A 25,125-nucleotide genomic window follows, 5' to 3' on the forward strand; every position below is an offset into this window, starting at 1 on the left:
TACTACTAAAAACTTAAAACTTAGATTCATTATTTTAAATCTCTTTTAAATTGTTAGCAACTGACTCAAATCGTTAATAAGTGAACTGTTTCTATTTTTGATTAGGCTAATGAAAACTTTATTTTTGGACTTGAAATTACTCACTCTAATTATATGCCAAACACACAACAATTACAAGATTTAACAACTCAAGTTCGTAGAGACATTTTACGAATGGTACACAAGGTAAACTCTGGTCATCCAGGAGGATCTTTAGGATGTACTGAATTCTTCGTTTCACTTTATCAAGATATTATGGATAGGAAAGAGACGTTTGATATGGACGGAATTGGTGAAGACCTTTTCTTTCTTTCAAATGGTCATATCTCTCCAGTTTTCTATAGTGTGCTTGCGAGATCAGGATATTTCCCTGTAGATGAATTAAATACATTCAGACTCATTAATACTAGATTACAAGGTCACCCAACAACTCATGAAGGTTTACCAGGAATTCGCGTGGCTTCGGGATCACTCGGACAAGGATTTAGTGTTGCTTTAGGCGCTGCTGAAACTAAAAAGCTAAATAATGACAAGCATCTTGTATACAGTTTACATGGTGATGGCGAATTACAAGAAGGACAAAACTGGGAAGGTATTATGTATGCAGCAGCAAACAATATTGATAATATCATTTCTACTATTGATTTAAACGGACAACAAATTGATGGTTCTACTGATGATGTATTACCAATGGGAAGTGTAAGAGCTAAATTTGAAGCTTTTGGCTGGACTGTTGTTGATATTGAAAACGGAAATGACATAGATGCTATCTTAAAAGGAATGGCTGAAGCTAAATCCTTAACAGGAAACGGGAAACCAGTTTGTGTCTTACTAAAAACAGTAATGGGTAATGGTGTTGACTTTATGATGCACACACACGCATGGCATGGTAAAGCTCCAAATGATGAGCAATTAGAAATTGGATTAGCACAAAATGCTGAAACTTTAGGAGACTATTAATCATCAATCAAGAAAAACAATGAAAACTTATACAAATACAGGAAATAAAGATACACGCTCTGGTTTTGGAGCTGGATTAACAGAATTAGGACAAACCAATGAAAATGTTGTTGCACTTTGTGCCGATTTAATTGGTTCATTAAAAATGGATGATTTTAAAGCCAACCATCCAGAACGCTTTTTTCAAGTGGGAATTGCTGAAGCCAATATGATTGGTTTAGCTGCTGGAATGACTATTGGCGGAAAAATTCCCTTTACTGGAACTTTTGCTAACTTCTCTACTGGTCGTGTTTATGACCAAATTAGACAAAGTGTTGCTTATTCTGATAAGAATGTAAAAATCTGTGCATCTCATGCAGGTTTAACTTTAGGTGAAGATGGAGCAACACACCAAATTCTTGAAGATATTGGTTTAATGAAAATGTTACCTGGAATGACTGTAATTAACACATGTGATTACAATCAAACCAAAGCTGCAACTATTGCTATAGCTGCACATCAAGGACCAGTATATTTGCGTTTTGGGAGACCAAAAGTGGCTAATTTTACTCCAGAAAATCAGACTTTTGAAATCGGTAAAGCTGTGCGTTTAACTGAAGGTAATGATATCACAATTGTTGCTACTGGTCATCTCGTTTGGGAAGCTCTTGAAGCTGCAAAAGAACTTAACGAAAAAGGAATTTCGGCTGAAGTCATCAATATTCACACTATTAAACCTTTAGATGACAAGGCAATCTTAGATTCTGTTTCTAAAACAGGTTGTATCGTCACTGCTGAAGAACATAATCATTTAGGAGGTTTAGGTGAAAGCGTGGCTAGAGTATTAGCTCAACATCATCCAACACCTCAAGAGTTTGTTGCAACTAATGATACATTCGGAGAATCTGGCACACCTGCTCAATTAATGGATAAGTATGGTCTTAATATGGATGCAATATTAAAAGCTTCAGAAAAAGTTCTTAAACGAAAAAACTAGAAAAAGGAAAACCGTTTTAAACTGTTTTTCCTTCTTGTCTTAATGAAATTAGAATGATTGGAAAGAAATAATATTCATTTGGCAACGTTTTTGATATTATACATCAAAATCACAAAAAACGAATATTATGCAAAAATTAGTTATTAGCACATTTGTATTAGCGTTATTATGTTTTAATGTTAATGCACAAGACGGAACCTCATTTGGTATCAAAGCGGGTTTAAATTATAATGCCAATGGTGATTATTTTGAATCTATTGGTGATAATGCTCAAAACCCTGATCGCAATATTGGCTATCATGTAGGAGTTTTTGGGAAAATCGGAAATCGGCTTTTCTTCAGACCTGAATTAGTTTATACTGCTACCAAAAGTAGTTATGATAGTGATGACTTCTCTATGAAGAAAATTGATGCTCCTTTATTAATTGGCGCAAAAGTTCTTGGACCTGTTAGTGTTTTTGCAGGCCCTTCACTACAATATATATTAGATACAGAATTTGACGGAATTGACATTAACGATGTTGAAAACGACTTCTCTATTGGATTAAACTTTGGTATCGGTTTAAATATCAATAAGGTTGGAATTGATTTGAGATACGAAAGAGGCTTTAGTGATAACGAAGCTATTTTTATTGATAACAATCTAGGTAATAGTGTTGTGAGTAGAGTTGACACAAGACCTGATCAATTAATACTAAGTTTATCTCTCGCTCTTTAAGAACGAGAATATTTGATATAAAAAAAGCCGCTAAATGCGGCTTTTTTTTATTTAATTATCATCTTGATTTGAAAGTGCTGTACTGGAATCTAAATAATTGGGTATTCCATCATTATCAGTATCGTCATTAGTTGGATCTCCATTATTATCAATATCTTCATAACGTGTTAATACACCATCACCATCATCGTCTACATCGAAAAAATCAGGAATATCATCATTGTCTGTATCATCGTCAAAAACATTACCATCTTGGTTTATATCTTCTAAAAATGACATTACTAAATCTGCATCATGGTCGTTAAACTCGGAAGTATATAATTCAAACTTAAAAATAAGGTTTGCGTATTGTGGAATACCAAAAGGAGGTGCACTAAAATAAGCCAACCCAGAAGGGACAAACATTACACCTAAACCGTAATTGTCGTATGAAAATGTTCCGTCTCCATTGTCAATAATAGTTGTAGCAGTACCAAAATCTGGCAATACTACTCTCCAAGCTTCTATAAGAGTTATAAGATCTAAACTTGTTGCATTCACTGTACTATCAAAATCTTCACCATCAAATAAGTTTCCAAAATAATTAATGTTTACAGTATCTGATGAATTAGGATTATCTCCTCCTCCTTGACTTAATTTGAGTGTGTAATATTCATATTCTACGTCTCTATATTCTGTAGTAAATGTTTCAATATCATCAATCAATAACGTATTATTAGCTGGATCTGGTAAATCTTCATAAATACCGTCCTCATTCTCATCCGGAAGCTCCAGAATTACAATATCATCATAAGTATAATTTCCAGGAGTCTCAAACAAGGAAGAATTATAATAATGCGTACTCATATACTTCAATAAAGAATCTTTATCGGCTTCTTGTTGAACAGTTCTATCTCTTGCTGGCACTTGTGTAAAACCGTCATCATCATTCTTACATGAGACGAAACATAAGACTAAAAGCAGAATAACTGCAATGGTATTTCTAAATGTCATAACTAGGTATATTTTCTTTAACAATCATTCAAAATATAAGAACTATTTTAAATGATACAATATTGCTTATTTTTAAGGTGCAAGATACAATAATATATATTTTTGCATCAAACAATTAACGCCATTTTTACAACTTTAATATGCGAGTAGACAAATACCTTTGGAGTATTAGATATTTTAAGACCAGAAGCATAGCAACAAATGCTTGCAAAAAAGGTCATGTAAAGGTTAATGAACAAGTAGCCAAAGCAAGTAGAGATGTATACCCTACTGATAAAATTGAATTGCGTAAAGATCAAATCAATTATGTTATTGTAGTTAATGATTTACCGGAAAGCAGAGTTGGTGCAAAATTAGTAGATATTTACAGAACAGATATTACGCCTAAAGAAGCTTTTGAAGCAAAAGATCTATTAAAGTACTCAAAAGATTATTACAGAAAAAAAGGAGTTGGAAGACCAACAAAAAAAGACAGAAGAGATATAGATGGCTTTTATGAAACTCCTGAAGAAGATATCTAAAATTAAAACCTACATTAAGAAAACTCTTTTTTATCTTTGAAAAAATCAAAACTAGCATGAGCATTACAAAAAATATAATACTCAATCATCAGGAAATTCAGCATAAAATAAGACGTATTGCTTACCAAATTTATGAGAGCAACGTTTATGAAGAAGAAATTATTCTTGCTGGAGTTCAAGAAAATGGCTTTTTGTTAGCAAAGAAACTTAAACAAAATTTAGAAAAAATCTCTGAGATAAAGCCTATTCTTTGTAAAGTCATTATTGATAAAAAAAATCCACTTGCTGAAATCACAACATCTCTTGGGAAAGATGACTACACAAATAAATCTTTGGTTTTAATTGATGACGTTCTAAATTCTGGCAGTACACTTATCTATGGTGTAAAGCACTTTTTAGATGTACCTCTAAAGCAATTTAAAACGGCAGTACTCGTAAATAGAAATCATAAAAAGTATCCCGTTAAGGCTGATTTTAAAGGTATTTCTCTATCGACATCTTTGCATGAACATGTAGAAGTAATCTTATCTGGCAAACAATTTGAAGCATACTTAAAATAATTCAAGTAAAACAGATTCGACAACTTTGTCTAATGACAATGCATCTGTTTTTATAATAATATCTGCTTGTTCATAGATAGGAGCTCTTTCAAATACATGTTTTCCTATAAATTCTAATAGATTTTCTTTTGTATCAATATGAGAAATTAGAGGTCTACTAGATTTTTCTTCAAATAAACGCTCTGTAAGATTTGAAATAGATGATTTAAGGTAAATCATTTTAGAATGTTCTGCTTCTTTAATAATATTCAAATTATTTCCATAACAAGGCGTTCCACCACCTAAAGCAACAATAGCCTTTCTTTTAGTTATAACTTCCTTTAAATAAAGGTGTTCTTGCTTCCTAAAAAAAATCTCTCCTTTAGTTTTAAAAATATCACTAACCTTCATTCCTACTTTTTCTTCAATGTAAGTATCGAAATCAATAAAATTATAATTTACAACCTTTGATAATTTCTTACCAACAGAAGACTTTCCTGAGCCCATATATCCAACTAAAATTAGTGTCATTTTGTTGTTATAAATTGATTATTAAAAACATAAGTATAGTGATCACAAAAAAACAAAAAAATATCCAATAATAGGTTTGGATTATTAATTAAACGTTTTATATTTGCACCCTCGTTAGAGAAACTTATTGACCAGTTAGCTCAGTTGGCAGAGCATCTCCCTTTTAAGGAGAGGGTCCTGGGTTCGAGCCCCAGACTGGTCACAACAAAAAAAGTTAAGCATTCGCTTAACTTTTTTTTTATCTTTATTGAAATAATGCGCACGTGGCGGAATTGGTAGACGCGCCAGCTTGAGGGGTTGGTGGACATTAGTCCGTGGAAGTTCGAGTCTTCTCGTGCGCACATTTACATCTTTCCATTCTTTATAATTAGGTACCAAATCATAAAATAAATATAATTATCGAGGCTCATTTAAAAAAAAGCTTATTTTTGTTTAATCTTTTTAATTGAAAAATGAACAATATTAAAAGTACGTTTAGTATTAAAGACCTCGAAAATCTAACTGGCATTAAAGCCCATACCATCAGAATATGGGAAAAAAGATACAATCTACTTCAACCAGAGAGAACTGATACCAATATTAGATATTACAGCTTAAGTAATCTTCAAAAATTACTTAACATAAGTTATTTAAATAATAACGGTTATAAAATATCAAAAATAGCTTCACTAGAAAGTGATGCTATTCCTCAGCTTGTAAAAGAAGTTGCGCAAAGTGATACTACTAATAATCATGCTATTGACACTTTTAAATTGTCTATGCTTAATTTTGATCAAAAGTTATTTTACGATACTTATGAAAACTTAATTAAAGAAAAATCATTTAGTGAGATTTTTTATCAAGACTTAATTCCACTACTTTCTGAAATAGGAATGCTTTGGCAAACAGATACAATTACACCTGCACATGAGCACTTTCTAACCTCTCTTATAAGACAGAAAATTTTAGTAAACACCGAGCTAATTCAATCTAAAAATCAAGTAAATAGCGACAAAACATTCGTATTATATCTTCCTGATAATGAGGTTCATGAATTAGGATTAATGATTATTAATTATGAAATAATTTCTAGAGGACATCAAGCTATATTTTTGGGTCAAAGTGTCCCAATTGGTGGTCTAAAAGATCTTCTTAATTATTATGATGATATCACCTTTGTTTCTTACTTTACTGTAAAACCTGAGAAAGACGCTATTGTTGATTACATTAAAGACTTTTCGAAACAATTACTAGTTAAAGACTCAATTAAATTATGGATATTAGGAAGAATGTTAGATGAAATTAATTTAACTTCACTACCAAAACAAATTGTTCCATTCAAAACAATTGATGATTTAGTTAAAAAACTCTAAAATTTTACTATTAAAGCTAGAATTGTTTAACTTTTATGTAAATTTGTTAAACAATGAATAAATGTATTGCCATAATAGGTTCCGGATTTTCAGCTTTATCGGCTTCGTGCTATTTAGCTCAAAATGGATACGATGTTTCTGTTTTTGAAAAAAACGCTACAGTTGGTGGTCGTTGCAGACAAATAAAAAAAGAAGGATTTACATTTGACATTGGTCCGAGTTGGTACTGGATGCCAGATGTTTTTGAAAAATTCTTTGGAGACTTCGGCAAATCTACTTCAGATTTTTATGAATTGGATAAGTTGAGTCCTGCTTACAAAATATTCTTTAAAGACGAGGTCATTACTATAGGAGATACTCTAGATAAAATATGTGACGAATTTGAGCGTATTGAACCAGGAAGTTCAAAAGCTCTAAGAAAGTTTATTAAAAAAGCAGCATCTAATTATGAAATCGCAATAAACAAAGTCGTCCTTAAACCTGGGATCTCTCCATTTGAATTAGTAACTCCAGAAACAGCACTGCGTGTAGATCAATTTTTTAAAACTATAAGTGGTGACGTAAGAAAGAGTTTTAAAAATCCTAAACTTATTTCTACACTTGAGTTTCCAGTATTGTTTTTAGGTGCTAAACCTAATAAAACACCTTCCTTTTATAGTTTCATGAACTATGCTGATTTTGGCTTAGGTACTTGGCATCCTAAAGGAGGTATGTACGAAGTTATAAAAGCGATGACATCTTTAGCTGAAAGCTTAGGCGTAATCATTCATACAAATAGTCCCGTTGACAAGATTAATGTAGAAAACAAATCAACTACATCTATAATAATTAATGGAGAAACTAAGAATTTCGATATTGTATTAAGCGGAGCAGATTATCATCATTCTGAAACCTTATTAGATCAAAAATACAGGCAATATTCTGAAGCTTATTGGAGTAAAAAAACATTTGCACCTTCTTCTCTCCTATTTTATGTTGGTTTTGATAAAAAACTTAAAAATGTAGAGCATCATAACTTGTTTTTTGATACAAATTTTGAAGCGCATGCAGAAGAAATTTATGATAATCCGCAATGGCCAAAAGACCCTCTGTTTTATGCTAATTTCCCATCTGTAACTGATGACTCAATGGCACCAGAAAACAATGAGACTGGTTTTTTCTTAATTCCGATTGCTCCAGGAATTGAAGATACAGATGAATTAAGAGCTCAATATTTTGATATCATCATGTCTCGTTTTGAAAAACTGACAAATCAGAAAATTAAAAATAATATTATATTTAAAGAGTCCTTCTGTGTTAAAGATTTCATTAAAGAATATAATTCTTATAAAGGTAATGCATATGGAATGGCAAATACACTTTCTCAAACTGCATTTCTAAGACCCAAATTAAAAAGTAAAAAGGTAAATAATCTTTATTTCACAGGACAATTAACGGTTCCAGGACCAGGAGTTCCTCCTTCACTAATTTCAGGGAAATTAGTGGCAGAACTCATTATTAAACACCATAAAAATTAATATGAAAGCAATTTTTGATACCGTTTCACACCAATGTAGTAAGACTGTTACTCAATCTTATAGCACATCGTTTTCTTTAGCTACAAAAATGCTATCAAATTCAATTCGTCAAGACATTTACAACATTTATGGTTTTGTAAGATTCGCTGATGAGATTGTTGATAGCTTCCATGATTATGACAAAGAGTTGCTCTTTAATAACTTTACTCACGATCTCGAGTTAGCATTGGTACAAAAAATAAGTCTAAATCCTATTTTAAACTCTTTTCAAGAAACGTATCACAGATACAACATTGATAAAAGTTTAGTTGATGCGTTTATGAAAAGTATGCGTTTAGATTTACACAAGAATAATTACCTTACAGAATCTGAATATAAAGAATACATTTATGGTTCTGCAGATGTTGTTGGTTTAATGTGTTTAAAGGTTTTTGTAAAAGGTAATAAAGAAAAGTATGATTCTCTTAAAGATTCAGCAATGAGTTTAGGTTCAGCCTTTCAAAAAGTGAATTTCTTAAGAGATTTAAAAGCAGATTTTGAAGATTTAAGCCGAACTTATTTTCCAAACACGGACTTAAATCATTTAGATGAAACATCTAAAAAAAATATTATAGATGATATAGAAAGCGATTTCTCTAAAGGCCTTCAAGGCATCAAAAACCTACCTATTGAAGCTAAATTTGGTGTATTTATGGCGTACAGATATTACAGTCAACTATTAAAGAAATTAAAGAAGACACCAGCTTTAGAAATAAAATCTACGAGAATTAGAGTACCGAACTATAAAAAATTCGAGTTGCTTACTAGAAGTTATGTCAAATATCAATTAAACCTATTATAATATGCAAACCGTACTGTGGATTCTTGTTTTTTTAGGTGTCTTTTCCACCATGGAATTTATGGCGTGGTTTACGCATAAATACGTGATGCATGGATTTTTATGGAGTTTACACAAAGATCACCACCACAAAGATCACGATAGTTGGTTTGAACGTAATGATGCCTTTTTTATTTTTTATGCGCTAGTAAGTATGACTTGTTTTTATTTATGGAGTTATGAAAATATTTGGTATTGTTTACCAATCGGACTTGGAATTATGGCGTATGGAGCTGCTTATTTTTTAGTTCATGACATCTTTATCCATCAACGTTTCAAGGTGTTTAGAAATGCCAATAATTGGTACGCTAAAGGCGTAAGACGAGCTCACAAAATTCATCACAAGCACTTAAGTAAAGGTGATGGTGAATGCTTCGGAATGTTATTCGTACCTTTCAAATATTTCAAAAAATAATAGTTTATTTTACCTATGACTGGAAGTTCCCATTTCGATTACATCATTATTGGAAATGGTTTAGCTGGTTTTCAACTAGCTTTAAAACTTTCTGAAGAGTCTCATTTTAAGGACAAACAAATTGCCCTTATTGATCCTTCAGAAAAAAACACCAATGATAAAACTTGGAGCTTTTGGCAAACTGAATCCTCACTATGGAATTCTATCATTCATAAATCCTGGAAAAAGGCTTCTGTAATAACTTCAAAAAAAGAAATAGACTTAGAGTTAAATCCATATACCTACAATTCTGTTAAATCCTTAGATTTTTATAGAGAAGCTAAAGCACAACTCAATAAAAAAGAAAACATTCAATTTATAATTGAAAAGGTAACTTCAGTTAAAGAAAATGAATCTGTTTTAGTTACTACAAACAAAAACACATATTCGGCTTCACATGTCTTTGACAGTCGTGTTCCTGATGAATTTTCAACAGAAAAAAACAATAGTGTTTCTATTATTCAGCATTTTAAAGGTTGGGTAATTAAAACTGAAAACAATTGTTTTGATGAAACCAAGGTGGTCATGATGGATTATCGATTAAAAGATGGCGAACAAACCACTTTTATGTATGTCTTACCATTTTCAAAAACCGAAGCTTTAGTAGAGTTTACTTATTTTACTGAAAACTTAGTTGATGAACATGTTTATGATAATTATATCAAAACATATATTAAAAACTATCTGCAAATAGACCACTATTCTATAATAGAAACTGAACAAGGACAAATCCCAATGACCAATTATGATTTCTCTAAATTCAACACTAATACTGTTACCAAAATTGGAACTGGAGGTGGCTGGGTTAAAGGTTCTACAGGATATTCCTTTAAGCTTACAGAAAAAAAAGTTGCTAAAATTATAGAAAACATTAAGGCTAATAAAACACCATCTAGTAATCTATTTAGAAGTAAATATAAATTTTACGATAAAGTGTTTTTAAAAGTTCTCAAAGATGAAAACCATAAAGGTGAATGGATTTTTAAGCAGTTTTATAGTAAAAATTCGGTTCAAACTATGTTTCGTTTTTTGGATGAAGAATCTACTTTTTTAGAAGAAGTAAAAATTATGTGGTCCTTATTCTCTTGGTCATTCATTAAAGCATTTTTTAAAACGCTTTAAGTAAATCATCAATGGTATTTGTGACTCGATCATTATTCCAATCTGCAGGTCCAGATTTATCAACAACTATCTCACCTTTCTTATCAATAACAAAAGTTCTTGGTATTGAAGTCACATCAAATTCTTTAGGATAAGCTGTGAGTGATTGATAAACATTAAAAGAGTAGTCTTTTTTAGATATAAATTTATTTATTACAGCAACATCTTCATTAGACACAAATAAAAATACAACATCATCATTTCCTTTGTATTTCTGATATAGCAGTTCCATACTTGGCATTTCTGCTATACATGGTGGACACCAAGTTGCCCAAAAATTTATAACAATTACCTTTCCTTTAGCAGAATTAAAATCATACTCAGTTTCAGAAACATCATGTAACCTCCAATTATAATTTGAAATTACCTTACGTTCAGAATCATCAATTACCGAAGGCTTTACAATTAAGGTTATCCCTTTGTTTATAAACACTTGTATTGGTTGTCTTGTCTGCGGAATAATTAATAACGCAATAACAATAACGATGATTATATTGTAAATTTTTGATTTTTTTGATCTCGCCATAATAGTTAAAAAATAGAAACGCATTACCATAGTCGATAATGCGCTTCAAATCTAACAACAAAACTTTGTTTTTATATTAAACTAGTTTCTTGTAACTGTAATTGAATTTGATAAATGAAATGTACCAGTCAAATTATTAGCATTTGTTACGGTAGTGATATTAGTATCGTTTTCATAACGTAAGTACCAAATTAAACACACACCAACTCCAGCTCCATCAAAATCAACACCTTCTACAGCTGCTAATGTTGGAGGTGTTCCTAAGATCATTCCACTAGTATCAGTAATTACCCAAGTTTCATTTGATCCAACTCTGTTATCTGGATTATCAAAACTAATTCCGCTAACCATATCTGGTGTACCATCTACAGTAAATGTAAATGGTCCTCCTGTAAGCATATCAGCATTCGGACCTCTTTCTACTCTAATAGAATTAGATAAACTAAATGTACCTGTTAAATCTGCTGCATTTGTAACTGTAGCTAAATTGGTATCATCTTCATATCGTAAATACCAGATTAAACAAACTCCACGACCAGCTCCATCAAAATCAACACCTTGTAATCCAGCTAAATCAGCAGGAGCTCCAAGAATATTTAAATTGATATCAGTAATAACGAATGTTCTGTTAGTACCTACAGCATTTGGATCTGTTGAGATTCCACTCACATTATCGGTATTTCCATCAACAATAAAATTAAAAGGACCTCCAGATAAAACACCTGCATTTGGTTCTCCTAATCTGTTTACTGCAATAGAATTTGATAAATTAAAACTCCCTTGAAGATCATTAGCGTTCATTCCTACTTCTAATCCTTGAAGACCATTTTCATAACGTAAATACCAAATCAAACATGTACCAACACCAGCACCATCAAAATCGACACCTTGAAGTGCTTCATTAGTTGGTGGCAAACCTAAGATGTTGCCTTGGTCATCAGTTACCACAAAAGATCTATTAGAACCTACAGCATCTGGATCTGTGGTTATTCCGCTTACAAAATCAGAAACACCATCAACTATAAAAATAAAAGGGCCTCCTACTAATGTACCTGCATTTGGAGTTATTGCATCTGGAATTGAACTATTATCATCATCACTACTGCAAGAAGTGGCTACAAAACCTAGAGCCAAAATTGCTAAAAACATTTTTTTAATCATCATATATAATTTTAAAGTTTATTTATTACTTCAAAATTATGGCTTGTAATTATAATAAAATGTTAGCTAGCTAACACTAAGCAGATTTTTTTAAGATTCTAATTTCTTTACGGTTGAAATTAATGTAATTCTCATCTTTAAGTTCGTTAAGAAGAATGTTAAGTGTTGGTCGTGAAGTACCAATTAAAGAAGCAATATCTTTTTGAGTGTATGGATGTCTGATGACATTATCACCAGTTTTCGGGCAATCATAACCGAAATCAGCACACAATTCATCTAAAAACTCAATTAATCTTGTTTTGGTATCTTTAAATAATAAAAGCTGAAGTCGACGTTCTAATTTTTTAAATTTAAATCCGATAAATTTATATATTTTGAAACTGAAAGTTTGATTATCTCTCATTAACTCATGCAATGTAGTCACTCCTATTGGGCAGATTGATGTAGAATTATCTATTGATTGTGCAAATTCATCCCTAACGTTATCTCCAAGAATTGCTTTCTCTCCAAATAATTCTCCTTTAGACAAAATGGCTTTTACAATTTCGTCACCATTCTCATTGTAGTAACCAATTTTGACTTTTCCTTTTTCGATGAGATAAACTTTGTTTGCAGAATCCTCTTCAAAGTAGATATAATCCTTCTTTTTATAAGCATCAAAGTCATGATCGTTTTTATAGGCTTTGAATTTATGTGGACAAAGTACTTTAAACAAATTGACGTCATCAAAGAACCAGATGGATTGCATTTAGAGTATTTTATATTGTTAGTTACATGGAAAGTCGGATTAAAACCATAATACTTACAGTTTTACCAAAAAAAAAAGCCCTTGATATATCAAGGGCTTTTTTTTATTTAATAGTGCTTTAATTAAGCAGCATTTTCTTTTTTAATTAAGTTTAAAGCAGAACCTTCATTATACCAATCTATTTGAGGTTGATTATAAGTATGGTTTACTTTAATAGTGTCTGAACTTCCATCTGCATGAACAATTTCAATCGTCAATTGTTTTTCAGGAGCAAATTCATTTAAATCTAAGAAGTTGAATGTATCATCCTCTTGAATTAAATCGTAATCACTTTCATTTGCAAAAGTCAATCCTAACATTCCTTGTTTTTTAAGGTTTGTTTCGTGGATACGTGCAAATGATTTTACTATCACTGCAGCAACACCTAGGTGACGTGGTTGCATTGCAGCATGCTCTCTAGAAGAACCTTCTCCATAGTTATGATCACCAATAACGATAGATTTAATTCCTGCAGTTTTATAAGCTCTAGCAGTATCTGGAACACCTCCAAAATCAGCAGTTAATTGATTTTTAACAAAGTTTGTTTTCTTGCCAAAAGCATTTACAGCTCCAATCAAAGTGTTGTTTGAAATATTATCTAAATGTCCACGGAAACGTAACCAAGGTCCAGCCATACTAATATGATCTGTTGTACATTTTCCGAAGGCTTTTATAAGAAGTTTAGCTCCTGTGATCGAATCTCCAAGAGGAACGAAGGGTGTCAATAATTGTAATCTTTCAGAATCTGAAGCTACACTTACAACAATTCCACTTCCATCGGCCATTGGTGCTAAATATCCATTATCTTTTACTTCAAATCCTTTTGGTGGTAATTCCCATCCAGTTGGCTCATCTAACATCACTTCTTCACCATTCTCATTGATTAATGCGTCAGTTAATGGATTAAAATCTAATCGACCAGCAAGTGCTATTGCCGCCGTTAATTCTGGTGATGCTACAAAAGCATGCGTATTTGGATTTCCATCCGCGCGTTTAGCAAAGTTTCTGTTAAACGAATGCACTATACTATTCTTTGGTGCATTTTTAGGGTCCTCATAACGAGCCCATTGCCCAATACAAGGTCCACAAGCGTTTGTAAATATCTTAGCGTCTAATTCTTCAAAAATTTGAAGAATTCCATCGCGTTCTGCAGTGTAACGAACTTGTTCAGAACCTGGATTAATTCCTAATTCAGACTTCATCTTCACTCCTTTATCTAAAGCTTGTTGTGCAACAGAAGAAGCACGTGATAAATCTTCATAAGATGAATTGGTACAAGACCCAATTAATCCCCATTCTACTTTAATTGGCCAATCATTAGCCTTAGCTTTTTCAGTCATTTCTGAACCAACACTTGTAGATAAATCTGGTGTAAAAGGACCATTTAATAAAGGGCCTAATTCAGAAAGGTTTATATCGATAACCTGATCAAAATATTGCTCAGGATTTGCATATACTTCGGCATCACCAGTTAAATGGTCTTTAACTTCGTTTGCTGCATCAGCAACATCTGCTCTATCTGTAGCACGTAAATAACGTTCCATAGATTCATCATATCCAAAAGTAGATGTGGTTGCTCCAATTTCAGCTCCCATATTACAAATGGTTCCTTTTCCTGTACAAGACATTCCTGTTGCTCCTGAACCAAAATATTCTACAATTGCTCCAGTTCCTCCTTTTGCAGTAACAATTCCTGCTACTTTTAAAATCACATCTTTAGGTGCAGTCCATCCAGATAATTTTCCTGTTAATCTTACACCAATTAATTTAGGAAATTTTAATTCCCAAGCCATTCCTGCCATAACATCAACAGCATCTGCTCCTCCAACTCCAATGGCAACCATTCCTAATCCACCTGCATTTACTGTATGCGAATCTGTACCAATCATCATTCCTCCTGGAAATGCATAATTTTCTAAAACTACTTGGTGAATAATTCCTGCTCCTGGCTTCCAGAAACCAATTCCGTATTTATTAGATACAGACTCTAAGAAATTAAAAACTTCATTACTCGTATTAATAGCGTGTTGTAAATCTGAAGTAGCACCATTTTTTGCCTGAATCAAGTGATCACAATGAACAGTTGTTGGCACTGCTACTTTAGTTTTACCAGCTTGCATAAATTGCAATAATGCCATTTGTGCTGTTGCATCTTGACATGCTACTCTATCTGGAGCAAAATCTACATAATCTTTCCCTCTAGTGAATGCCTTATTTGGCACTCCATCCCAAAGGTGTGAGTATAAAATCTTTTCTGAAAGTGTAAGTGGCTTACCAACAATATCACGAGCAGCATCAACGCGCTCAGCCATATTTGAGTAAACCTTTTTAATCATGTCAATATCAAAAGCCATATGTGTAATTAATAAGGGTGAATATTAGTTTATTTTCCTTGAAGCCAAGGACTGCAAAACTACAAATTTTTAGTCATATTTAAAAATGTGTAACAAAAAGTGTTAAACACTGAATATAATTTAATAAATAAGTGTTTTTGTAACATAAAATTACATTATTGTTATTTTTTTAGGATATAAAATAATAAATTAACAATGTTGACTATTTAAAATACTTTTTAATTCTAGGAGAATCTCTTAAATCGGTCATAGGTTTTTCATATAAACGATAGACTAAATACGATACTACAAAAGTTATGAGTACATAAACCAGAAGATAAATTACAAGATCAAATCCAGCCATAGGTTCTGAAGGAATAAGATATTTCATCAACTGCATAATAATAGAATAGTGAAATACATAGATTGCATAAGACAAAATACTAACATATGTAATTGGCACCATAATAAGTTTAGGCGCAGATTTTATCTGACTTAATAATGGTAAGGTACAAACAATGGCTATGGACTTAATTACAAAGTACCAAACATTCCAAAATTGAGGATATTCAGTAATGAACCATCCTTTTATGGGAATTAAAAAATTCATACTTATTAAGGCTAAAATCCCAAACGTGCATGCTACATATCTTATGTTATACCAAAACTTTGGTTTGACAATTGAAATATAGGCTGCTAAAACACCATAATAAATAGCATCAATTCTATATATCACAATTGATTTCACATTGAGTGTCCAATGTCTCATATGACGAATCGTTTCTTCTTGATTATACATCAACTTACTAAGTATAAACAAAATCAAAATAAAAAGTGTGACCAGCAAGAATGATCTTGATCGAGACGCATTTTTTCTAAAAAACAAAACTAAATAAAGCAATAAGGGTCCTAAAATGTAGGCAAACTCTTCAACAGACAAACTCCATGATTCAGGATAAAACCAAGGTAATTGTGAGCTGAAATTATGCAGAAAAAAACCATATTTCCAGAGTTCATCAGGAAGCTGATTACCAATATATATGGCGACCAGAATATTTATGACCAAAGTTAAATAGTAATTAGGTAAGGTTCTAAACCAACGTCTAACCCAAAAATAGGTAACTTCTTTAAAACTGAAATCTTTAGAAATATACATCTTGTATAAAATCCTTCCGATTAAAAAACCACTTAAAACAAAAAAGACATCCACACCTAAAATCCCAAAAATACTAAACAACTTTCGGGTGACTCCTCTCATCTCAGGAACAATCCAAAGCGTATGTGAACACATTACCATAATAATGGCAACAGCTCTCATAAGGTCTAAGCCAAAAATTCGTTTTTCATAATCTATTCGCATCAAAAAAAGCCTTAGTTTTGTTTAGGTTGTAAACTCAAAATGAAGTCCAAAATACTAAAATATACATTGCTGTTCATAGTTTTATTAACTATTGTTGGTGGTATCTACTATTTAAAACTTCCTAATAGGCATAAAGCCATTGTTAAAACCAAGCTTTATCATGGTTTAGGTATTGTAGATGAAAGATGGAATATTCAATCAAATGATTCATCAATAAGCTTAATTACTCCAACTTTAGTGATAGATAATATCTATAAATCTATGGAAGGTCCTAAAGTAATTCGTTCATTTCAGCTTGACGATACTAAAAATGAATTGGTTTGGATTACATCCTTTGGAACGAAAGCTTTAAGTACTAATGAAGTAGATCAACTTTCTAATGATTATGTCTGTCATACTAATATTGATTTATTTGAAGGGGAACATTACTCAAGATGGAATCTCAATCACAGGATTGGTGAACAATACCCTCGTTTAACGTCTATGAGTAATGGAATTGAAAACTACAAATTCCCAGAGGGGTTTGGATTTCCAGTGTTTACTAATGAAAATTTACTTTTAGCGACCCAATCATTGAATCATAATATCAAAGGAGATCCTTTTACAATAAAACACGAAGTAAATTTGGGTTTCAAACCGCATAGTAAACAAATGAAACCTTTAATGAGCAAAACAGTTTTTGTGATGCTTCCTTATGATGCAGAAAACCCGTTTCAAGGTCCAACAGACACTAGTCCTAATATGTGTTTGCCTGTTGAAACAAAAAATCATAGTTATAAAAACAACCAAGGTGAATCCTTATCAGGTCATTGGGTTATTTTTCCAGGTAAGGACAACTACAGTTATGATATTACACATCAACTTCAGTTAAAAGATAGCACGACCATGCATCATATAGCAGCGCATTTACATCCTTTTGCTGAAACGTTAGCCTTAAGAGATAAAACAGCTGATTCTATATTATATGTTTCTAAAGCTGAAAACTATACTGATAAAATCGGACTTAAAAGCGTGTCGTACTTCTCAAGTGCAGAAGGCATTATGTTATATCCAGATCACAAGTACGAATTGGTTTTACAAACTAATAATTCAACTACCGTAAATCAAGATATGATGGCAAGCATGTTTGTGTTTTTATATGACAAAGAAATGCATGACAAACTAAAATCTTATAAACCTTGACAATCGTAAGACTTTTAGTTGGATTACTACTTACGCTTTTTATGAGTTGCAATACATCAACTAAAGATCTTCCAGTTTTAAATTTCAAGGTTGACGCTACAGGAAACAAGAGCTACTACAAAATCAATTACGAAGGCTTCTCCAATCAATTAGGCCAACCATTCACGACTGATAATATAGAAAACAAGATATGTATCGCAAATTTTTTCTTTACACGTTGCCCAAGTATTTGTCCTCCAATGCGAACAGAATTAATTTCAATTGCTGAAGAGTTTTCAGATGATAAAAACGTGATGCTTATTTCGCACACTATAGACCCAAAGAATGATTCGATCTCTGTTTTGAAAACATATGCTGAAGCTACAGGAATTCCAGATGACAAATGGCAGTTTATAAGAGCTTCAGAAGAAGAAACCTTACTTCAAGCAGAAACTTATATGACTAATTTCAAACCTAATGAAGATGGTTCAGATTTTTATCATAGTAGCTTTGTTGCTTTGGTAGACGAGCAACAACAAATTAGGGGATTTTATAATGTACTAATTAAGGAAGATGTAGAACGTTTGAAAAGAGATCTAAAACACTTATTGCGTTAATAATATTCTAAATAAGTATTAGGTTTGTCAAGATAAGTATTAATATGGTTTTGAACTTTTTCATACACTCTTACTTCAGGATATACAATAACGCCAATTGCTCTTCCCGACCATTCGTTTAAATCAATATAATAATCCTGAGATTCGTGTTTTACATTTAATCTGATGTGCTCTGGCAATGCTTCAATATCTTTTGGATTATTAAAATGAATCTTACAGTATTTTGGCTTTCCAGAAAAATAGCTAAATGCCAAAATATGGTCATAAAAACCTAATAAGTTTAAAAACGGAAATACAATTGCAATAAAAAATAAGGCGATTGATTTTGGGTGTTTTGCTACAAATAAATCTTTAGGCGAAAACGATGATTTATAAAACAAATAGAACAATACAAATACATTAAAAAAGGTCATTGGAAACACAATATATCCATAACCTCCTTTAACAAAAGTTGCCACAATGATTGCATGCATCAGCGTAATTGACCAAATTCCAATTTTTCTAGTTTTAGGAAAGATTAAGAATGCTCCAAACGATGCTTCTAAAAATGGAACAGCATAGGTAAATGCTAATCGCATCCATTCAGGCATAAAAGGAATACGTTTACTAAGACCATGTGCCCATTTTTCAAAAAAGAGCGCATTCCATTTATGCATGCCACTCCAAAAATAGGTTCCGACCAAAATTAAAAGAATGCATTGCTTAACAAGTTTAGGGTTTTTATTGAACTGTGTCAATGCTAAAACCATAAATATAATTTCAAAATAAAAGGGCTGAATTCTATTTTGATCTAACACTACCCAAAAGACGTAAATGCCAATTACGATTATGCTCAGTTTCCAGATTGGCCTAAAAACAAAACCCAAGAAACTCAAAACAAACAATGATATTAGTACAAGATCTATATTGTAATTAGGTACTGGAATTCCTTCAAAAACAGAAACCAATGGAAATAAACGGTCTGAAAACCATATTCTTGGTGACACGACTATTGGAATGAGAAACGCAAAAAAAGCAAACAGTCGCACCCAAAATAGTTTGTCTTCTTTAAGATTATGAAATTTACTTAAAAGGTTAGTCAACTTATAAATAGCTTTAAATTACTAAGAGGAATTTAAGATACTATTAAAAATTAAAAAGAAAGGTAAGTTGTATTAAATGTTTTAAATCTAAAACAAGCTCTTAACGATTTGCTCATCAGTCACGCCTTCAGCTTCAGCTTTGTAGTTTTTGATAATTCTATGTCTAAGAATTCCTTGAGCGACGGCTTGAACATTCTCAATATCTGGAGAGAACTTGCCATTAATAGCTGCGTGTGTTTTAGCTGCAAGAATTAAATTTTGTGACGCTCTAGGTCCAGCTCCCCAATCTATAAATTCCTTTACTAAGTCTGTAGCCGTATTTGAATTTGGTCTAGTTTTACTAACCATAGTTACTGCATACTCTATAACATTATCTGCTACAGGAATACGACGAATCACGTTTTGGAAACCAATAATTTCTTCTGCCGTAAATAAAGGATTTACTGTAGCCTGAACATCTGTAGTTGTCGCTTTTACCACTTGAACTTCCTCTTCAAAAGATGGGTATTCTAAATTGATAGCAAACATGAAACGGTCTAATTGAGCTTCTGGTAAAGGATATGTTCCTTCTTGCTCTATAGGGTTTTGAGTTGCCAGAACGAAATATGGTAAATTCAGTTTATACTGGTGACCAGCAACTGTTACAACACGCTCTTGCATTGCTTCTAACAAAGCTGCTTGAGTTTTTGGAGGTGTTCTATTAATTTCATCAGCTAAGATGATATTGGCAAATATTGGGCCTTTTATAAATTTAAAATGTCTGCTTTCGTCTAGAATTTCACTTCCTAGAATATCACTTGGCATTAAATCTGGTGTAAACTGAATACGTTTAAAATCTAAACCGAGCGCTTGAGCAATAGTATTAACCATTAAGGTTTTTGCTAAACCAGGAACACCGATTAACAAAGAGTGACCACCAGAAAATATTGAAATTAATATTTGATTTACGACCTCATCCTGACCAACAATAACTTTGGCAACTTCAGTTTTTAAGGCATTATATTTTTTTATAAATTGTTCTATTGCAGCAACGTCAGACATACTTATTGTTTTTCTTTTTTTAACCAATTACTTGTAAACTCACAATCTCTATAATCGCCATTAATCTTTATGTAAGTATCATTGATTTTTTCTTCTTGCCATTTAGCAATTTCTTGTATTTGTTTATCTTGAAGCGCTAAGTTTTTAATTTTCAAGTAGTCTTTTGCAAAATTAGCTTCATGCTCATCAATTCTATCTGTAACAGTAAGGATCTTATATTTCAATGGATTTACTCTATCCTGATCTTGCAAAACTAGACTCATTTCGTTATCTTTTAAATCCTGAATTTGTCCGTATAATTCTGGATCCATTTTCGTCAATTCAAAATTAAAATCTTGAGTGTAAGGATTGATTAACTGTCCACCATCATTTTTAGTTTCCTTTTCGTCACTAAACTCTTTTGCTGCTGCAGCAAATGTTAACTCTCCTGCTAAAATACGTTCTCTAATCTCATTGATTTTATCCTTAGCTGCTGTTTTAGCTTCATCAGTAACCTTAGGTCTGAGCAATATATGTCTAACATCATATTCTTGACCTCTAATCTTTTCAAGTAAAACAATGTGGTATCCAAAATCAGATTCGAAAGGATCTGAAATTTCACCTTCTTGCATAGAGAAAGCTACATCTCTAAACTCTTTAACCATTCTAGGTCGCTTTTTATTCAGTGTATATTTACCTCCATCTTTTCGAGATGCAATATCATCAGAATAAAACACAGCCTTAGTTGTAAAGCTTGCTCCATTTTCGATAACATCCGCTTTAAACCCTTTAAGTCTATCAATAACACTTTGCTTTTCAGCTTCATTTATTTCAGGAATAACAACAATTTGAGCTACTTTTAATTCAGTACCAAAATCAGGACGTTCCTCTTCAGGAATGCCGTTAAAGTATTCTCTAACTTCTTCAGGAGTTACTTCAATCTCTGATACAATTTTACGTTGCATATCAGATGCTAACTTTGAGTTTTTGTTAATCTCAAACATTTCATCACGTAAGCTTTGTTCACTATCCTTATTATAAAATGCAAGTAATTCGTCCATCGTACCTCCTTTAGTTTCTAAGAAAGCATTTATTTGTTGTTCTATACTTGAGCGTATCTCTAATTCGTTAATTGAAATACTATCTTGAATGGCATGATGTGCATATAATTTATCTTCAAGTAATTTACCAAACAATTGGCAGCGTGTAATGTCTGCTGTAGAAACACCTCTTGCTTGAAGCTGAATAAATTCTTTATCAATATCAGAATCTAGAACAACATAATCACCAATTACTGCAGCCACACCATCGATCTTAATGCGATCGCTAGCCTTAACAGTATCCTTTTGTGTTTTAGATTCTACAACTTCGTCTTCAATAATCTCTTGTCCTACAACTATTTGCATACACAACGCTAAAGCTATGGTTATTGCAAGTTTGGTGTTATTTATAAATTTCAAATTGTTTATTTTTAATAGCATCTTTGGTAATATCTGTTTCAAGCTTTTTAATAAGCTCTAGTTTTCTTTTATTGATTATAATCTGGTCAATGGTAGGTTTTACATAGTCTAAAGGTGCTGTATCGTTCTGAAATAAAACATCTTTAATTTGCACCAAATATAGGTCTAATGAATCTTTGAGTTGTATAAAATTAGATTTTTTTAACAGTTCTTTTTTATTTTCTGAATTTACCGTAGGAATTTTGTTTACAATCTGTGAAGTCTGTATCCATAAGGAATCATTTAGCGAATATGATTTAAATTGAACAGAAATAGAATCTAGATACTGTTTATCCTCATCATTAAATCTTTTAAATCTGTTTTTAATCTCGTCTTCATTAATAGCATTCTTAGGAATGGTAATATATCTAAACCTCACTAACTCCTCATTGAGTTTAAATGTTTCCTTATTAGCTTCATAAACCTCTTGTGCTTCTACATCACTGACCACAGTATCTATACTCCTTTTTACCAATGCATCAAGATAGGCTTTTGTGAAGAGGTCCTTTTTATATTGATTCACGAGCTTTTCAAAATTCTCTTGTTTTTCTTCTGAAAGATTACGGTCTGCTCCATCAACGAGAAGTAATTGCGTAGCCCAACGATTGATAAATCCATTTACAATAAACGTACTGTCTTCTTCAGAAACACTATCAGCAACAAGATCTTTTATATCTTCTTCGTAAAGATAGGAATCGTTAACTCTTGCCACAGGAATTCCATCTTCAGCTGTCTTAAAAAAACTACAAGATGATAATCCAATGAAACCCAATATGAGTAGAAAATGTTTTTTCAACAACTAGTTTAGTATTTGAGATTTTACCTTTTTAAGAACTTTCTTATTGACTTTTACAGAATAGCGTTCATTAAGCGATTTGATCCAATCCTTTTCAATTTGATTTTGGTAATCACTAACAACTCTTCCTCTACTTTCAGAAAGTGTTTTTATGCTTTTTGGCAATACAGAATCAACCAATATAACGTGGTATGCGTCGTTATGCTTGTATATTTCTGACGTCCCTTTTTTAAATTCAAAATCTTTTGGTAATGCCTGATTACCAAATTCGAACACATCTTTAGTTGATATAATATTTTGTGCTTCGTCTTGATTAAGTTCAGCCTCTATAGTTTCAATGGCAGTACCTTTATTTAATAGTTTGATGGCTTTATTAATCATTTTTTCATTTGCAGAAGATAAGATTACGGCATCTACTCTATCTTCCCACATATAATCGTTTTTATGGTTTTCATAATAGGCATTCAAACCAACAGAATCTTTAGATGCAGCATTCCATACTTGTTTTTCCATGAGGTCAAACAATAATAAACCATCTCTATATTCTTTTAAAACATGTGCGAAATCTTCATTTTCAAATTCCAAATTATCTTTATGATATTGAATTATCTGATTTTCTTTAAACTTATTGTAAACACCATTAACAAGAGCATTTGAGCTCATGCTTTTATTAGCATACTCGCGTTGCTTTTTAAATAGATGTTGAGCGAAATCACCATAGCTCATTGTTTTATTCTCAATTGTAATGAATGTTTTTTCTTGCTCTATATCTACAGGAACAATCCAAGCTTGCTTAAAGAAATTGTCATTAATTATACTTGTAAAGTAAGATAATGCTTCTTTATTATCTGCTACCTTATACGTCTCATCTAATTGCTTGGCTAAAGACGAATTAATAAGTTGCGAACGTGAATCACGTTTTACTTTGTTTTCAAATACTGCTTTGACTTCTTCGTAAGGCTGAATTCCTTTTTTGTCAATAAGTTTAACAATATGCCAACCAAAATCTGTTTTGAAAGGTTTTGAAACCTCATCCTTTTTATTAAGGCTGAACGCCATATCTTCAAATTCTTTTGAACCAAGTTGTCCTCCTGTAAATGGCGATAAAGCGCCACCTTTACTTGAAGAGCTTTTGTCATCTGAAAACTGTTTAGCTAAGGATTGAAACTTTTCTCCTTGTTGCAATTTCTTATAGATCTCTTTGATTCGAGTTTCAGGATTTAGTAAACTATCTTTTTGGTTTTTTGAAACCATAATATGAGCAACAGTCACTTCACCTAATGAAGGACGTTTCCCTGTAACACTAACAATGTGATAGCCGAAACGCGTTCTAAAAGGCATTGAAACTTCACCTACTTTGGTATTAAAAGCTACTGTTTCAAAAGCATATACCATTTTAAATGCAGAGAAGAATCCTAAATCTTCCGCAAAAACCGTTTTACCATTATGCACTTCCTTTTGAACAGGAGTATAACCTTCATTTATGATACGTTTACGCAATTCTAGTAATCGGTTGTATACTTGGGTTGTATCAGTCTCACTTTCTTCTATTCTAATTAAAACATGTGAAGCACTGATATCCATAGTCGAACGATCATATGCTTCTTTTACTAAAGTTTCTGTCACTTTACTATCAGACATGAAATTTTTAGTCAATTGTGATTTATAATTAGAAAACTCTCTAATATATTTTGCGTCTTTATCTAGTTCTAAACGTTTTGCCTCTTTAACTTTTAATTGATAATTAATAAAAAGCTCAAGGTAAGCATCCACATCTTTTTGCGATTCATCTTTTACCAAATCTAAATTCTTGTTATAAACTCTAACGAATTCTGAAGCCATAATAGACTCATCATCAACGGTAAACAAGACGTTTTTTTTATCAATCTGTGCAAAAACAGTAACTGATAAACAAAAGAAAATAGCAGTAATAAGTTGTTTCATTGTTTTGTAATTATGAATTAAATAAATAATACGATTGTGTCAAACTTCAGCAAAAATAATACAATTCACACATTTAACAAGATGCTTTTTTTAAACGTACTAATATTCTTTTTAGTATTTAATGAAAAGTCTGTTATTTAAGGCTTTATTAACTAGTTAAATATCAAGTTATCAACACGAAAACGATATAGTTCTATCGCA

At 31.9% G+C, this 25,125-nt stretch carries 24 protein-coding genes and 2 tRNA genes; 14 read left to right on the forward strand and 12 right to left on the reverse strand.

What is annotated here, in order from left to right:
• Positions 1-153 precede the first annotated feature (153 nt).
• The 3 genes from RH81_RS00105 to RH81_RS00115 all read left to right on the forward strand — a co-directional run bounded on the left by RH81_RS00105 (position 154) and on the right by RH81_RS00115 (position 2,693).
• Positions 154-999 (forward strand): transketolase, encoded by an 846-nt coding sequence (locus RH81_RS00105; RefSeq protein ID WP_033955922.1) that lies wholly within the window; start codon positions 154-156, stop codon positions 997-999.
• A gap of 19 nt (positions 1,000-1,018) precedes the next feature.
• Complete coding sequence (locus RH81_RS00110; protein ID WP_033955923.1) at positions 1,019-1,975, forward strand: transketolase family protein; 957 nt, start codon at positions 1,019-1,021, stop codon at positions 1,973-1,975.
• A gap of 127 nt (positions 1,976-2,102) precedes the next feature.
• The gene (locus RH81_RS00115; RefSeq protein WP_033955924.1) at positions 2,103-2,693 is read left to right on the forward strand and encodes an outer membrane beta-barrel protein; all 591 of its coding nucleotides are present in this window, start codon (positions 2,103-2,105) and stop codon (positions 2,691-2,693) included.
• A gap of 51 nt (positions 2,694-2,744) precedes the next feature.
• On the opposite strand, the gene RH81_RS00120 is transcribed toward RH81_RS00115, so the two are convergent.
• The gene (locus RH81_RS00120; protein ID WP_033955925.1) at positions 2,745-3,686 is read right to left on the reverse strand and encodes an FKBP-type peptidyl-prolyl cis-trans isomerase; all 942 of its coding nucleotides are present in this window, start codon (positions 3,684-3,686) and stop codon (positions 2,745-2,747) included.
• 140 nt (positions 3,687-3,826) lie between these two features.
• Here RH81_RS00120 and RH81_RS00125 point away from each other — a divergent pair, with 140 nt between their 5' ends.
• Complete coding sequence (locus RH81_RS00125) at positions 3,827-4,207, forward strand: RNA-binding S4 domain-containing protein (RefSeq protein WP_033955926.1); 381 nt, start codon at positions 3,827-3,829, stop codon at positions 4,205-4,207.
• A gap of 56 nt (positions 4,208-4,263) precedes the next feature.
• Positions 4,264-4,767: a phosphoribosyltransferase family protein gene (locus tag RH81_RS00130; RefSeq protein WP_033955927.1), complete on the forward strand. Its 504-nt coding sequence runs from the start codon at positions 4,264-4,266 to the stop codon at positions 4,765-4,767.
• Here the strand turns inward: RH81_RS00130 and RH81_RS00135 are convergent.
• Positions 4,759-5,277, reverse strand: a complete 519-nt coding sequence (locus RH81_RS00135) for a shikimate kinase (RefSeq protein WP_033955930.1) — start codon at positions 5,275-5,277, stop codon at positions 4,759-4,761. The two genes, RH81_RS00130 and RH81_RS00135, sit on opposite strands and share 9 nt — an antisense overlap.
• Before the next feature lie 129 nt (positions 5,278-5,406).
• Here RH81_RS00135 and RH81_RS00140 point away from each other — a divergent pair.
• The 7 genes from RH81_RS00140 to RH81_RS00170 all read left to right on the forward strand — a co-directional run bounded on the left by RH81_RS00140 (position 5,407) and on the right by RH81_RS00170 (position 10,599).
• Positions 5,407-5,479, forward strand: a tRNA-Lys gene (locus RH81_RS00140).
• Positions 5,480-5,534: 55 nt separating this feature from the next.
• A tRNA-Leu gene (locus RH81_RS00145) sits at positions 5,535-5,618 on the forward strand.
• A gap of 111 nt (positions 5,619-5,729) precedes the next feature.
• On the forward strand, positions 5,730-6,629 hold the full coding sequence (locus tag RH81_RS00150; protein WP_033955932.1) for a MerR family transcriptional regulator: 900 nt from the start codon (positions 5,730-5,732) through the stop codon (positions 6,627-6,629).
• 53 nt (positions 6,630-6,682) lie between these two features.
• A complete protein-coding gene (locus RH81_RS00155; RefSeq protein ID WP_033955934.1) occupies positions 6,683-8,146 on the forward strand; it encodes a phytoene desaturase family protein in 1,464 nt (487 codons plus the stop codon).
• Between the two features lies 1 nt (position 8,147).
• Complete coding sequence (locus RH81_RS00160) at positions 8,148-8,987, forward strand: phytoene/squalene synthase family protein (RefSeq protein WP_033955936.1); 840 nt, start codon at positions 8,148-8,150, stop codon at positions 8,985-8,987.
• 1 nt (position 8,988) lies between these two features.
• Positions 8,989-9,438, forward strand: a complete 450-nt coding sequence (locus tag RH81_RS00165) for a sterol desaturase family protein (RefSeq protein ID WP_033955937.1) — start codon at positions 8,989-8,991, stop codon at positions 9,436-9,438.
• Between the two features lie 15 nt (positions 9,439-9,453).
• Positions 9,454-10,599, forward strand: coding sequence for a lycopene cyclase family protein (locus tag RH81_RS00170; protein WP_033955940.1), 1,146 nt, complete (start codon positions 9,454-9,456; stop codon positions 10,597-10,599).
• On the opposite strand, the gene RH81_RS00175 is transcribed toward RH81_RS00170, so the two are convergent.
• The 5 genes from RH81_RS00175 to RH81_RS16210 form a co-directional block, all read right to left on the reverse strand.
• Entirely contained in the window at positions 10,586-11,164 is a 579-nt protein-coding gene (locus RH81_RS00175) for a TlpA family protein disulfide reductase (protein ID WP_033956744.1), read from the reverse strand. The genes RH81_RS00170 and RH81_RS00175 overlap by 14 nt on opposite strands.
• Positions 11,165-11,245: 81 nt before the next feature.
• Positions 11,246-12,328 carry a hypothetical protein gene (locus RH81_RS17105; RefSeq protein ID WP_052172337.1) on the reverse strand — a complete coding sequence of 361 codons (1,083 nt, stop codon included), beginning with the start codon at positions 12,326-12,328 and terminating at the stop codon, positions 11,246-11,248.
• 73 nt (positions 12,329-12,401) lie between these two features.
• Positions 12,402-13,073: a Crp/Fnr family transcriptional regulator gene (locus tag RH81_RS00185; RefSeq protein WP_033955943.1), complete on the reverse strand. Its 672-nt coding sequence runs from the start codon at positions 13,071-13,073 to the stop codon at positions 12,402-12,404.
• A gap of 122 nt (positions 13,074-13,195) precedes the next feature.
• Positions 13,196-15,466: an aconitate hydratase gene (locus tag RH81_RS00190; protein WP_033955946.1), complete on the reverse strand. Its 2,271-nt coding sequence runs from the start codon at positions 15,464-15,466 to the stop codon at positions 13,196-13,198.
• 202 nt (positions 15,467-15,668) lie between these two features.
• On the reverse strand, positions 15,669-16,805 hold the full coding sequence (locus RH81_RS16210) for an acyltransferase family protein (RefSeq protein WP_052172338.1): 1,137 nt from the start codon (positions 16,803-16,805) through the stop codon (positions 15,669-15,671).
• A gap of 39 nt (positions 16,806-16,844) precedes the next feature.
• Here RH81_RS16210 and RH81_RS00200 point away from each other — a divergent pair, with 39 nt between their 5' ends.
• Positions 16,845-17,987 (forward strand): hypothetical protein, encoded by a 1,143-nt coding sequence (locus RH81_RS00200; protein ID WP_033955949.1) that lies wholly within the window; start codon positions 16,845-16,847, stop codon positions 17,985-17,987.
• Positions 17,984-18,583 (forward strand): SCO family protein, encoded by a 600-nt coding sequence (locus RH81_RS00205; protein WP_152604752.1) that lies wholly within the window; start codon positions 17,984-17,986, stop codon positions 18,581-18,583. Before RH81_RS00200 ends, RH81_RS00205 begins: the two co-directional genes overlap by 4 nt.
• On the opposite strand, the gene RH81_RS00210 is transcribed toward RH81_RS00205, so the two are convergent.
• The 5 genes from RH81_RS00210 to RH81_RS00230 form a co-directional block, all read right to left on the reverse strand.
• A complete protein-coding gene (locus RH81_RS00210) occupies positions 18,580-19,665 on the reverse strand; it encodes a MauE/DoxX family redox-associated membrane protein (protein ID WP_152604753.1) in 1,086 nt (361 codons plus the stop codon). The genes RH81_RS00205 and RH81_RS00210 overlap by 4 nt on opposite strands.
• 87 nt (positions 19,666-19,752) lie before the next feature.
• Positions 19,753-20,706: an AAA family ATPase gene (locus RH81_RS00215; protein ID WP_033956752.1), complete on the reverse strand. Its 954-nt coding sequence runs from the start codon at positions 20,704-20,706 to the stop codon at positions 19,753-19,755.
• A 2-nt stretch (positions 20,707-20,708) separates the two neighbouring features.
• Positions 20,709-22,145, reverse strand: a complete 1,437-nt coding sequence (locus RH81_RS00220; RefSeq protein ID WP_338152371.1) for a peptidylprolyl isomerase — start codon at positions 22,143-22,145, stop codon at positions 20,709-20,711.
• Entirely contained in the window at positions 22,129-22,980 is an 852-nt protein-coding gene (locus RH81_RS16855; RefSeq protein WP_033956755.1) for a hypothetical protein, read from the reverse strand. Before RH81_RS16855 ends, RH81_RS00220 begins: the two co-directional genes overlap by 17 nt.
• Before the next feature lie 3 nt (positions 22,981-22,983).
• On the reverse strand, positions 22,984-24,924 hold the full coding sequence (locus RH81_RS00230) for a peptidylprolyl isomerase (protein WP_033955956.1): 1,941 nt from the start codon (positions 24,922-24,924) through the stop codon (positions 22,984-22,986).
• Between the last annotated feature and the right edge of the window lie 201 nt (positions 24,925-25,125).

This window comes from Psychroserpens jangbogonensis (assembly GCF_000797465.1).
Classification (GTDB): Bacteria; Bacteroidota; Bacteroidia; order Flavobacteriales; family Flavobacteriaceae; genus Psychroserpens; species Psychroserpens jangbogonensis.